This window comes from Staphylococcus sp. McC-251-APC-3A2 (assembly GCF_009695665.1).
Lineage (GTDB): Bacteria > Bacillota > Bacilli > Staphylococcales > Staphylococcaceae > Staphylococcus > Staphylococcus cohnii.
On the sequence record NZ_VUNO01000004.1, the window covers coordinates 48744 to 62189 of the forward strand.

The window sequence follows — 13446 nt, forward strand, 5'->3', positions numbered from 1 at the left end:
TCTAAAATAGAATCACACTATAGTCTCAAGTTAAAGGAGCTTGGCAAATGAACATAGGTAATCAAATTAAATTTTTTAGACAGCGTGACCATTTATCACAAGAAGAATTAGCTGCAAAATTGTATGTTTCACGACAAACAATTTCAAATTGGGAAAATGATAAAAGTTATCCAGATATACATAATTTGTTAATGCTTAGTTCTTTGTTTCAAGTTTCTTTAGATAATTTAGTTAAAGGAGACATAGAGATTATGGAACAAAAGTTAAAACAGAGCAAATTTAATTTATGGAGTCATTTAATGATTTGGCCTATGTTATTATCCGCAATTTTAGCAGGTCCAACACTCTACTATTGGACGACATTATGGATTTCAGCTGAACTTATACTCTTAATAACTATGATTATTGCATCATTTAAAGTAGAAGCCTTAAAAAAATCGTATAGAATACAAACGTATGACAGGATAGTTGCTTTTATGCATGGGAAAGACCCTAATGATGTTTATAGTAGTAAATTGCGTAATACTGTAACTTTTATGTACAGTTTTATAGTTTGTGTCGGATTATTTATTATAATTGTGCTATTAAGCATGCATTTTTTTGATGTATTGTAATAGTTACTTTTCATAACACCTTGTAGTTAAAGATTTATCATAACTATGAGGTGTTTGATTTATGAAATCTTTGATTATTGCGATCGTATACCCCACGCATTAGTAAATTTTATTTCTTACAATAATAATATTCAAATCTTAATAATAGTATTGCTTTACTAACTGGGAAATATTAATATTAAGTAAATAATTTGTAAATAAAATGTTAAGAAAAAATAATTGCTAATTTAGGGGTGATTGTATGTTTCGTTTTTTAAAGCCAGCAAAACATGTGGATCCTTTACCATCTGAAAAGGTAGATGATACATATAAAAAGTTACGGTTACAGGTTTTTTTAGGTATTTTTATCGGTTATGCGGGTTACTATTTGCTGAGAAAAAACTTTTCATTAGCGATGCCTTCATTAATTGAAGATGGTTTCAGTAAAGGAGAGCTTGGTATTGCGCTATCAGCCATTTCAATCGCTTATGGATTTAGTAAATTTGTAATGGGAACCGTAAGTGATCGCAGTAATGCGCGTGTATTTTTAACTTTAGGTTTGATGCTTACGGCAATTGTTAATTTACTATTAGGATTTGTACCATTTTTTACTTCTAGTATAACAATCATGTTTATTATGTTATTTCTAAATGGATGGTTTCAAGGTATGGGATGGCCGCCATCAGGACGTGTACTTGTGCACTGGTTTAGTGTTAGTGAACGTGGTAGTAAAACGTCTATTTGGAACGTGGCTCATAATGTTGGTGGAGGACTAATGGCACCGATCGCAACTTGGGGAATATCTATGACTGCTCTTTATAATTTTGGTTATTTAAGAGGATTTGAAGGCGTATTTATATATCCAGGATTACTGGCAATTGTTATCGCAATTATTGCATATTGTTTAATTAGAGATACACCTCAGTCACAAGGTTTACCTCCTATTGAACGCTTTAACAAAGATTACTCAACGACGTCACATGAAACACTTGAAACAGAGTTAACAACAAAAGAGATATTGTTTAAATATGTATTAAATAACAAATGGGTATGGGCCATTGCTTTTGCTAATATTTTTGTCTATTTTGTACGTTATGGTGTGTTAGATTGGGCACCTACTTATTTAAGTGAAGAAAAGCAATTTAATTTAAGTGAATCAGGTTGGGCTTATTTCCTTTACGAATGGGCAGGCATTCCAGGTACACTACTTTGTGGTTATATTTCCGATAAAGTATTTAAAGGGCGCCGTGGTCCTGCAGGTTTCTTCTTTATGCTTGGCGTTACAATCTTTGTATTAATTTATTGGTTAAACCCACCAGGTCATGCATGGTTGGACAATTTATCATTAATTGCAATTGGATTTTTAATCTATGGGCCAGTGATGTTGATTGGTTTACAAGCATTAGATTATGTACCTAAAAAAGCAGCCGGAACAGCTGCAGGTCTAACGGGTTTATTTGGTTACTTATTTGGTGCTGTGATGGCAAATATTGTTTTAGGTTTTGTCGTACAACATTTTGGATGGGATTTTGGTTTTGTCTTATTAACAGTTATTAGTATTTTAGCGATGTTAAGCTTTATTTTAACTTGGAATAAACGAGGCCAAGAACAATTACATTAATAAAACAAGCATTATAAGGCGTGACTATGAGATCAATGAAATGATTTTGATTTCATAGTCATGTCTATTTTTTATAAACGACATCTATTTTTGAAATCATTATTGTGAGTGTTATTTGTGTATGTAATCAACAAGCTATAAGTATTTTGAAACGCTGAATATGAAATATTTCATTAATAATGGTTATTTAATGAATAATTTATATAAAATTGTGGTAATTAAATAATAAGTAAGTACACTAAAAAATTTTTATGGTATGGGTACATCATTGATTTAATGCAAAAAGTTGCTCAATACTTCAGTTGTTTCACTAGTAAAATACGCATTAAGGCACCAAAAATATATTTAAACGAGCAAAACTACATGAGACTGTTTTGCAATAGTTTAATTAAGAAAGGTGATTTATTATGTATAAAAATATTTTACTACCATACTCTTTTGAAAATGATTTCGATAACATTCCTGAGAACTTAGCGAAATTAGTTGGAGAAGATTCCACTGTAGTTGTTCATAATGTCATGACTGAAAATGATTTATTAGCGAGTGTACGTTATGAAAATAAACATAAAGAAGATATCATTAAAGAAAAGGAAGAAGAACTTACTCCATTTCTTGAAAAATTAAAAGAGCAAGGTATTAATTATAAAGTAGCCATCGAATTTGGGCCTGTAAAAGATACCATACTTGAGAGAATTAGTTTTGGAGATATGGATGTAGGCGATTTTGATTTAGTTGTAATGAGTAACCATCGAGTAAGTATAGATATCAAACATGTACTTGGAGATGTAACACATAAAGTTGCTAAAAGAAGTCCTATACCAGTACTTATAGTGAAATAATATTGAAGTCAAAGTATTGAAATGCTTTTATTGTAGCGATGAGCGTTATGTTTCCGCGTAAAAACATCATATTTTAGACTAGAATGTAATGGTTAAAATTACTTTCTAGTCTTTTATTTTTTAGATTAAAACATGGACAAGTTTATTTTAAAGTTAATGAATTCAACTTTAATAAATATATTTATAGAAATATTGAATTTTTATGTTTAGTTTTGTAATCCTTTTATGACGGCTTTAGCCAAACGATATATATATGAAAACAAATGTTAGTGCTGTTGTTTTCATATATAAAGTCTGTTATTCTGCCTAATGTTCAATTATAAGGGAGGTTACTAATTTTGGAAAATAAACAACATAATGCTAGTGGGAAGAAACTGTCTTCTGTTTTTACTTATAGTATTATTATTACCGCAATAGTTGTATTGTTAGGTGCAATATTTCCAAATCAGTTTAATTCAATAGGGACAAATATTACTGGTTGGATTACTGAATACTTTGGTTGGTATTATATGGTTATTGTAGCTCTAATGATATTCTTCTGTGTCTTCTTGATATTTAGCCCAATCGGAAAATTGAAATTGGGTAAACCTGAAGATAAACCAGAATTTAACACAATTTCATGGTTTGCGATGCTATTTAGTGCTGGTATGGGAATTGGTTTAGTATTTTGGGGAGCAGCTGAACCAATCAGTCACTTTGTATCACCACCATCTGGAGAACCACAATCAGCACATGCTTATAAAGAAGCTTTAAGAGGTGCATTTATGCAATGGGGCTTCCACGCATGGGCAGTGTATGGTGTTGTTGCGTTAGCGTTAGCTTACTTCCAATTTAGAAAAAATGAACCTGCATTAATTTCAAAAACATTACGTCCAATTTTCGGAAATAAAGTAGACGGTCCGCTTGGTACAGTTATTGACGTAGTGTCTATTTTCGCTACTATCGGTGGTGTAGCGGTATCTTTAGGTCTAGGCGCTATGCAAATTGCAGGTGGTCTAAACTACCTATTTGATATCCCGAATAATATTGTGACTCAAGGTATTATTATTGTAATTGTTACAATCTTATTCTTAGCTAGTGCATGGTCAGGATTAAGCCGTGGTATCCAATATTTAAGTAATGCTAATATTGGTTTAGCAGGCATAATCTTATTATTTATTTTTATTGTAGGACCAACCGTTTTAATCTTAAACATGTTAACAAGTTCAACAGGTGAATATTTGAATACGTTATTATTTAACATGTTTGATACTGCACCATTAGATCCACAAAAAAATGAATGGATGAAATCATGGACTTTCTTCCAATTAGCTTGGTGGATTAGTTGGAGTCCATTTGTTGGTATATTTATTGCACGTGTATCTAAAGGACGTTCAATTAGAGAGTTCGTATCTGGAGTTATGTTAGCACCGGTACTTGTAAGTTTAGTTTGGTTTGCAGCATTCGGTGTTCTAGGTATCGAAACTGCAAAAGACAATCCAAAAATATTTGATATGCCACCAGAAACTGCATTATTTGGTGTGTTTAATGAAGTACCATTAGGCTTTGCACTGTCCATTGTGACATTGCTCTTAATAGCAACGTTCTTTATTACGTCAGCCGATTCAGCGACATTCGTATTAGGAATGCAAACAACATTTGGTTCATTAAACCCATCAGCAATGATTAAAGTGGTTTGGGGTGTTGCACAAGCATTGATCGCATTTATCTTATTATTCTCAGGTGGAGATAATGGATTAAATGCCCTTCAAAACATGGCAATCATGACCGCCTTACCATTCTCTATCATCATTCTTTGTATGATGGTCAGTTTCTATAAAGATGCCAATAAAGAGCGTAAGTTCTTAGGTTTAACACTATCACCAAACAAACATAGATTAGAAGAATATACGAGAATTGCAGAAAATAGAGGCGCCAACAAATCAGAATAATTATTAAATATAAGAAATATCTGAGACACAAACCTCAATCTCAAAATAAAGGACTAATTCGTTTTCAAACGGATTAGTCCTTTTTATATGAAAATATTACGATTTTGATCGTGCATGCTTGCCTGGGGATATGGCTCGAGCCTGTAGTCTCTCGCTCATATCATTTCCCCGGGCGTCTGCACGATGCAAAATCTCTATAAAAGATGTGTTTTAATACAATAGAAAAAAGCTTCGTATTATTACACATGATGGATGAGTTCATTTTATATAAAAACTTACGGTTTTGATCATGCATGCTTGCCTGGGGATATGGCTCGAGCCTGTAGTCTCTCACTCATGTCATTTCCACAAGTAACAGTACAATGCAAAATTGCTACAATGAAATATAGTCACGCAATGAGTACCGATGTTCTATAGCAACAAAACAAACGTCAATGCCTATCATTGTAATAGAAATTGACGTTTATGTTTGAATCAGGGATAGTAATCTCCCTATTTCTTTTTTATAGTTAAAATTATAATAAATAAAGAACTGCGTATTTAGTTGTAAAGTAGCATAAGTTTTTACAAATACTTCAAAACTTAGCGCTTTCTTATTTTATCTTTTTGATGTGAATCAAACATTATGAAAAGATTTGAGTATGCTGTCACTTTTACAAAAATTGATGAACTTATCTAACGTGACAGGTAGTTATAATGTTTTCTTTCCTGTATGACACCCATTTTTAGAGCCACAAGAGTTACATTTACCAGTTTTAGCTTTCTTGAAAAAGTTGAATAATGTAAAAACAACATAACTAATAATAGCTAAAAAGATAACTACATTGATAATAATCGTCATTAAATCACATCCTTAATAAAATAATAATCCGATTTGATAAAAGACAAACGAAAGTAAATATGCAGTGATTAATGGATATGCTACAGCCAGTACAGTCCATTTAAGAGAATATGTTTCTTTGCGAATGGTTGCGACTGTAGATAAACATGGTATATATAACAAGATGAAAATCATAAACGAATATGCCGATAATGGTGTGAAATGACTTTGTATAATGTTTACAAGACCAGCTTCGTCTGATGCATAGATAATTGCCATCGAGCTAACGATAACTTCTTTTGCTAAGAATCCAGGTATTAATGTAGCACCCGCTTGCCATGAACCAAAACCTAATGGTGCAACTAATACAGCAAAGAAACTTCCAATTGAGTGTAAAAAGCTATCATTAACGTCTACATTGAAACCGCCAGGACCTGTATAATTCAATAACCAAATAATTACCGAACCAGCAAAGATAAATGTTCCTGCTTTTTTAACAAAACCTTTAGCCTTTTCCCATGTACTTCTCCATAGTGTTTTGACTGATGGTAATCGATAAGTAGGCAATTCGACGATAAATACAGAGTCATCATTTTTTAATACCGTTTTCGTTAATAGTACACTTGTTAATAAAGCCACAACAATACCAAGTACATATAAGCTTAGGACGATGAGTGCCTGATGAGATTCAAAAAACACACCTACAAACAATGCGTAAACGGGTAATCTCGCAGAGCAAGACATAAATGGTGCAATCAAAATCGTTGTAAGTCTTTCCTTCTCACTTTCAATACTACGTGCTGCCATAATACTTGGCACGTTACATCCAAATCCTATAATCATTGGTATAAAAGATTTACCACTAAGACCAAAGTATTCCATAATTCGATCCATTAATATGGCAATACGAGACATATAACCAGAGTCTTCTAAAAGAGAAATAAAGAAGAAAAGCACCAGTATTTGTGGCACAAATACAAGTACTGCACCTACACCAGCAATAATACCGTCATTGATTAAATCTTGTAAAAATGGAACGAGACCTAATTTATCCATCAAGTTTGATACCGTATCCGTAAAGGTGCCACCTAAAAATTCATCTAATGCGTCGGATATAGGTGTACCGATCCAAGTGAAAGTAACGTGGAAAATCAACCACATAATGATTAAAAAGATTGGGATGCCTAAATATTTATTTGTTAAAATGCGATCTATCTGATGCGTGAAATATTGTCGTTCCTCATCAGGATATTCAACTGTATCTTTTAAAATATTGTCTATATATGTATTGCGTGTTGCTTGTATCTCATCACGTATAGAATTATCTAATTCTTCTGATAAATTTTGACGTAATAATGTTATTTCTTTCAAAACAGTATCATCTAGGAATTCATAAATTTTTGGGTTCTCTAATAAAAATTGTATTGATATAAAGCGTCTTAAATGTTTATCAATAGAGGTGCTTGATGTTAAATGTGCTTCAATTTGTGATATCGTATCTTCAATGTTCTTACCATAATTTAATTTCAATGGTCTGTTTTTTGATAAGCCATTGTCTTTCAAAGATTCTAATAATTGATGCGTCCCCTTGCCATTTCTTGCTATGATAGGTAGTAATGGCAATTTTAATTTTTTCATAAGTGCTTGTTGGTTGATACGAATACCACGTTTTGTAGCAACATCAACCATATTTAATCCAATAATTAAAGGTGCACCTAATTCCATGAGTTGAACGGTTAGTTGTAAGTTACGTTTTAATTGGCTTGCATCTACAATATTAATCATTCCAGAAAATGAATTATTCAATAAATAATCCGTCACAACCATTTCGTCTTTAGAAATAGGTGACAATTCATAAATGCCTGGTAAATCAACTAGGTCTCCAACATGTTGTTTGAGGCGCCCTACTTTTTTCTCTACAGTTACGCCACTCCAGTTTCCTACATATTCGTATGTGCCAGTCAATGCATTAAATAAAGATGTTTTACCGACGTTAGGGTTTCCTAAAATACAATAACTATTAGTCATTGGCTTCCTCTAATTCAATCTGACATGCATCACAACCACGAATACTTAAACATTGACCATTCACTTCTAATATACAAGGACCCTTGAACAGGCACTTTTGCTTAATTTTTAATTTAGTACCATTCACTAAACCAAGTGCATTTAATCGATGGCGCATGTGTTGATTTTTAATGTTCATTTCTTTGATTTTGTAATTCTTTTTTAAGTCTCCACTTTTTATGCTTAACATAAAACTCACTCTTTCTTATAATGAGATAATAATAATCATTATCAATTATACAATTTTATCAAAAATAATAGAAGTAAATTTAATATAATTTTGTGAATGTTTTGTTAAGCATTATTGTACGTAACATATATTGGGTTAATTTTTTGCTTTTGAAAAATAAATGACCAATAAATGAGCAAAGAAATTGATATAAATACAATGTAATATTACACTTAGGTTAAACAATAATTTCCTGAATATGAGATGACATGACCTTAGTCCAAAAGATGGTTTGATGATTGACTGTTGTTCAAAATTTTTGAGCTTCGGATATGAATCATGAATCGTTATATAAAATATGTGTTTTTAAAATTGATTTACATATTGAGATAGGAGGGATTCAAATGGTTATCCGTGATAATAAACGCATAAAAGTAAAACGTTTAAATGAAACGCGCTCAAGTGGGATTTCTGTCATGATTGAAGAAGGTGGTTTGGGAGCTGACCAATATTATCAAATTGAAAAGCAAAATGCGAAAACATCTGAAGAACATTTACATCAATTTGAACATGAAGTGAGTGAAAAAAATAATGCTGAATTGATTGATCTCTTAATTATAAATGCACAGGAGAGTACGAATAAAGCCTATAATGAAGCATTAAAGACAATTCAGCAAGAAGTGTTAAACCGAATGAAATCATAAATAATGTATTTGTAACCAAAGACAATAAAGATTGAAGGTTAACCATTTAGACTATTGATAAAGCTATTTAACTGCTGTATCGATAGTCTTTTTTGTATTTAAATATAGGTAAGACTTAGGGTGCGCTATATTAAGGTATAAAACATTAGAAGTAACAAACATTAAACGAATATAGTTATAAGCTAAATAATCATAAATTTATTAAAGATCTTTTTTAAAAGGATATGTACATTATAGTTAAAAATCACTATACTGTAATACGTGTTTGTACATAATTAGCAAGGAGAAAATTAATGAATCTTTTAAAACAAATCTTCAAAAAAGAAGATATTTCTAAATTTCAAAACAAAGATGCTCATTTAGAGCGCACGTTAAGAATAAGAGACTTTTTAGCTTTAGGTGTAGGTACAATTGTTTCTACTGCTATTTTTACATTGCCTGGTGTTGTAGCTGCTGATCACACAGGTCCATCAGTCAGTTTGTCCTTTTTAGTAGCAGCTATTGTAGCAGCTTTGGTGGCATTTGTTTACGCAGAAATGGCATCTGTTATGCCTTTTGCTGGATCAGCATATACATGGATTAGCATATTGTTTGGAGAATTTTTCGGATGGATTGTAGGTTGGGCTTTAATTGCTGAATATTTAATTGCTGTAGCTTTTGTAGCATCAGGATTTTCAGCTAATTTGAGAGGTTTACTAGAACCTTTTCATATATCGTTACCTAATTCATTATCTAACTCTCTTGGTACAGACGGAGGTATCATTGATTTATTAGCAGCTGTCGTGGTGATTATAACGGCGATATTGCTATACAGAGGAACGTCAGAAGCGGCACGTGTTCAAAATGCACTCGTGATACTTAAAGTATTGGCTATTCTCTTATTTATAATCGTAGGTTTATCAGTCATTGATATTGGTCATTACATACCTTTTATTCCAGAGTACCGTGAAACTGCAGCAGGCGCGTTTGGTGGCTGGCAGGGTATATATGCAGGTAGCTCTGTCATTTTTGTTGCTTATATTGGGTTTGATTCTATTGCTTCAAACTCTGGTGAAGCGATTAATCCGCAAAAAACAATGCCACGAGGAATCTTGGGCTCTTTACTGATTGCAGTTACATTGTTTATCGTCGTTTCACTTGTATTAGTGGGGATGTTTGATTATGCGCAATATAAAAATAATGCTGAGCCAGTAGGTTGGGCTTTACGTATGAGTGGACATAGTACTGTTGCGGTCATAGTGCAGGCAGTCTCAGTAATTGGTATGTTTACTGCTTTAATTGGTATGATGATGGCAGGTTCTCGCTTGCTTTATTCGTTTGGTAGAGATGGTATCTTACCGTCTTGGTTAGGAAAATTAGATAATAAAAATTTACCAAATCGTGCATTAATCATACTATCGATTGTTGCAATTATTATTGGCTCTGTTTTTCCATTTGGCTTTTTAGCACAATTAATTTCAGCAGGTGCGCTTGTAGCGTTTATGTTTGTTACAGTAGGTATTTTTTCATTGCGTAAAAGAGAAGGCCATGACCTACCAGAACCAGCATTTAAATTGCCATTTTACCCAGTGATGCCAGTGATTATATTTATTTGTGTGTTTATTGTGTTCTGGGGATTAAGTGGTCAGGCTAAGATCTATACATTGATTTGGTTTTGTATCGGCATCATTTATTATGTACTGTATATTTTAAAAAATCTTAAAAACATCAAAAATTAATATGTTAAAGATAATAAAACGCTCTTTAAAATTTTCACTTTTTAGTGTCTATTTTAGAGAACGTTTTTTTAATGTGTGTAAAGTATTATAGATATTATTAATTGGTAGTAGGATAAAAAGTATAATGCTGGCCATCACAGCATCTTATAAGTTTATATATCATGTTTTGAGTTTAAGTTGAATTGTTTATTCTATGTTATGTTGTTTTTTTAAGGATAAAGCTAAAATGAGTACGATAATCAGTAGAATACCAATAAGTTGAAAACTACGAAATGTAACATTAAGCCAAAGCGCGCTTGCTAATATGGCCATAACAGGTTCGATTGTGCCGAAAAGTGTGGTTTCTTTTGCTGATAAGTAATTTAAACTTTCAATAAAGAAAAAGAATGCTATAGCAGTTCCGGCAATAATACCAAAAGTTAAATAAAGTGCAGTCGATCCTGTTAAATTGGACCAATCAAACTGCCATATAGGTGCTTTGAAATTCATGACAATGCCTGAAATTAACATTGCCCAACCGACAACTAAAATAGACGGAAACCGAGTTAATAATTGTGTTGCGTAAAGTGTATAGAACGCAAGTGCTAAACCAGATATAATCCCCCAAATTACACTCGGTGTAGATACCACAAGTTTACTAAAAGATCCGTTGGTTAGTAGCAAAAAGGTACCTGATAATGTAAGGACAATCGCGATCAAATCAAAAAGTTTAAAGCGCTCTTTACGTCTGATAACATACCAAATAATGATATATACTGGCGCTATATATTGGAGTAAAGTAGCGATTGCTGCATTACCGAAATTGATAGACACCATATAAGCGTATTGAACGAGCAACATACCAAAAATTGAAAAAATAAAAAGTTGGAATAGGCTATGTTTATTTTTAAATATATCGAATAATGAAGATTTTCTATTAATTATTTTGTAAATCATTAATAAGAAGAAGCCACTGATTAATAACCTCGCAGTTACATACCAATTGATATCAATGTCCCTTTGTTGAAAAAGAAAATCTGATACTGTGCCACCGAGTCCCCAAAAGGATGCTCCTACAATTGCTAATAAAATACCTACGATTCGAAATTTTGTTTCATTTACCATATCATCACCTGTTAAATATTAATATATTCATACTATAGCGTGAAAATACACGATATAATATATAAAAATGAGCTTAAAATAACAAAATATTGAGGGGTCTAATTTATGTATCAAGAAATTATCGTAGAAAATACAAGAGAAGAGTTAATACAATTTCCTGATAAACAATGGAAACATATTATTTTACATACATATTTAAATCGCACGATATTTGGCTACATTCCTATACATTGGCACCACGCATTGCAATTCATGTATGTGATTAATGGAGCACTCAATGTTTCAATTGGTGACGACACATTTAATGTTAAAAAAGGTGACGGGCTTTTTATCAATTCAAATGTTGTGCATGAGTTAACAAGTGAAGTGTCGCATACAGAGTATTTTTGTTGGAATATTGAGATACCAGAAACTACCAATTATGTAGAATTTAATTATGTGTCAGAAATTATGAATAAAGCACATCATGTGCCGTATATATACTTATCTCAAGATGAAAAACAGCAACAAGAACTTATAGAGATTATTAACTCAGCTGGGCAAATATATGAAAATCAAAATTTATATTTTGAACTAGAGATTACTGCTAAATATTATAAAGCAATAAAATGGTTATTGTTACATTCAGCAGTAGTAAATGAACAAAAACGATACTATTTTGACTACCGTATTAAAAGACTGATGACGTTTTTACAAAGTCATTTTCACATGAAAATTTCATTACAAATGTTAAGTGAAGAGATTCATATGAGTAAATCTGAAACGGTTAGATGCTTCAAATACTATGTAAACCAAACCCCTATGCAATACTTAGTGAATTTACGATTAGAGCACAGCGTAAGAATGTTGCGTAGTAAATATCCCTACACAATTACAGATATTGCAATGGCATGTGGTTTTTCAACAACGAGTTATTTTATAAAAGTTTTTAAAGAAAAATACAAGTTAACACCAAAACAGTTTCAGAAAAAGCAAACTGCCACTAAGTAATGATTCAATGTTTATTAGAAAAATTGTTAATTATAATGATAAGTAGATAAAATGAGTTTAATGCTAAATAAGGGGGGATTTTTTATGAATATTAAACTGATTGTCGTAGATATGGATGGCACATTTTTAAATGATGACAGCCAATTTAATAGTGAGACTTTTCAACTGTTAAAGGAAAATTGTGCAGATCAAGATATCCGCTTTGTTTTTTGTACTGGTAAACAATGTGAACGTGTGGAAAATATCGTAGGAGACCTCGCAACAAATACATTTATTGTAGGTGATAGTGCAACACGAATTAAATATAATGGAGATTTTATTTACAATGCAGAGATAGAAAATGAAAAAGCAAAAGAAATTATTGATACGATAAGGGAAATTGATGATACACAAACTATTCTGGCTTGTTCAAAAACTGGCGCTTATGTGTTAGACAATATTTCGGAGTCAGAGAAAAGGCACGTGCATGGTTCTTATCAACATGTGAACTATATTAAAGATTATAACGATATTGAAGAAGATTTATTAAAAATTACAGTTCATGATGCAAGTGGTCATTGTAAAGAGACTGCCGACCGTCTAAAACATTTTGAAAAAGACGTTTATATCGTAGCTTCAGATGAGGCATGGATTGATATTGCAGACTTGGGCGTGAATAAAGGAACCACAATTAATCGAATTCAGAATTTACTTCAAATTACGCCTGCAGAAACTATTGCATTTGGTGACGGATATAATGATTTAGACTTATTTAAAGCTGCCAAATATAAAGTCGCAATGGATAATGCCTATCCCGAATTAAAAAAAGAGGCTAATTTAATTGCAATTAATAATAATGAAGATGGTGTTGTACAAACTTTAAATTTACTTTTAGGATTCAAATAAAAGTA

12 protein-coding genes are annotated in these 13446 nt (G+C 32.0%); 8 read left to right on the forward strand and 4 right to left on the reverse strand.

The features are described from left to right. Positions 1–47 precede the first annotated feature (47 nt). The 4 genes from FYJ81_RS09325 to FYJ81_RS09340 all read left to right on the forward strand — a co-directional run bounded on the left by FYJ81_RS09325 (position 48) and on the right by FYJ81_RS09340 (position 4984). Positions 48–614 (forward strand): helix-turn-helix transcriptional regulator, encoded by a 567-nt coding sequence (locus FYJ81_RS09325; protein WP_107385339.1) that lies wholly within the window; start codon positions 48–50, stop codon positions 612–614. Between the two features lie 241 nt (positions 615–855). Beyond that, entirely contained in the window at positions 856–2214 is a 1359-nt protein-coding gene (glpT, locus tag FYJ81_RS09330) for a glycerol-3-phosphate transporter (RefSeq protein ID WP_107386058.1), read from the forward strand. Between the two features lie 407 nt (positions 2215–2621). Next, positions 2622–3053, forward strand: coding sequence for a universal stress protein (locus FYJ81_RS09335; RefSeq protein ID WP_107385344.1), 432 nt, complete (start codon positions 2622–2624; stop codon positions 3051–3053). A gap of 335 nt (positions 3054–3388) precedes the next feature. Continuing rightward, positions 3389–4984, forward strand: coding sequence for a BCCT family transporter (locus FYJ81_RS09340; protein ID WP_107523301.1), 1596 nt, complete (start codon positions 3389–3391; stop codon positions 4982–4984). A gap of 691 nt (positions 4985–5675) precedes the next feature. Here the strand turns inward: FYJ81_RS09340 and FYJ81_RS09345 are convergent. Genes FYJ81_RS09345 through FYJ81_RS09355 form a run of 3 tightly spaced genes read right to left on the reverse strand, consistent with a single transcriptional unit; the run spans position 5676 to position 8061 of the window. Then, complete coding sequence (locus FYJ81_RS09345) at positions 5676–5825, reverse strand: FeoB-associated Cys-rich membrane protein (RefSeq protein ID WP_107384178.1); 150 nt, start codon at positions 5823–5825, stop codon at positions 5676–5678. Positions 5826–5837: 12 nt separating this feature from the next. Beyond that, on the reverse strand, positions 5838–7832 hold the full coding sequence (gene feoB / locus FYJ81_RS09350) for a ferrous iron transport protein B (protein ID WP_107384177.1): 1995 nt from the start codon (positions 7830–7832) through the stop codon (positions 5838–5840). After that, complete coding sequence (locus FYJ81_RS09355; RefSeq protein WP_040030384.1) at positions 7825–8061, reverse strand: FeoA family protein; 237 nt, start codon at positions 8059–8061, stop codon at positions 7825–7827. The genes feoB and FYJ81_RS09355 overlap by 8 nt, the downstream gene beginning before the upstream one ends. Before the next feature lie 383 nt (positions 8062–8444). Here FYJ81_RS09355 and FYJ81_RS09360 point away from each other — a divergent pair, with 383 nt between their 5' ends. Then, positions 8445–8744: a hypothetical protein gene (locus FYJ81_RS09360; RefSeq protein ID WP_107384176.1), complete on the forward strand. Its 300-nt coding sequence runs from the start codon at positions 8445–8447 to the stop codon at positions 8742–8744. A gap of 293 nt (positions 8745–9037) precedes the next feature. Further along, positions 9038–10462, forward strand: a complete 1425-nt coding sequence (locus FYJ81_RS09365; protein ID WP_107386055.1) for an APC family permease — start codon at positions 9038–9040, stop codon at positions 10460–10462. 186 nt (positions 10463–10648) lie between these two features. Here the strand turns inward: FYJ81_RS09365 and FYJ81_RS09370 are convergent, their stop codons facing one another. Further along, a complete protein-coding gene (locus FYJ81_RS09370) occupies positions 10649–11566 on the reverse strand; it encodes a DMT family transporter (RefSeq protein ID WP_107523300.1) in 918 nt (305 codons plus the stop codon). 105 nt (positions 11567–11671) lie between these two features. On the opposite strand from FYJ81_RS09370, the gene FYJ81_RS09375 reads away from it, so the two are divergent. Beyond that, positions 11672–12556 carry an AraC family transcriptional regulator gene (locus FYJ81_RS09375; RefSeq protein WP_107523299.1) on the forward strand — a complete coding sequence of 295 codons (885 nt, stop codon included), beginning with the start codon at positions 11672–11674 and terminating at the stop codon, positions 12554–12556. Between the two features lie 84 nt (positions 12557–12640). Next, complete coding sequence (locus FYJ81_RS09380; protein WP_107386052.1) at positions 12641–13441, forward strand: HAD family hydrolase; 801 nt, start codon at positions 12641–12643, stop codon at positions 13439–13441. Positions 13442–13446: the final 5 nt, after the last annotated feature.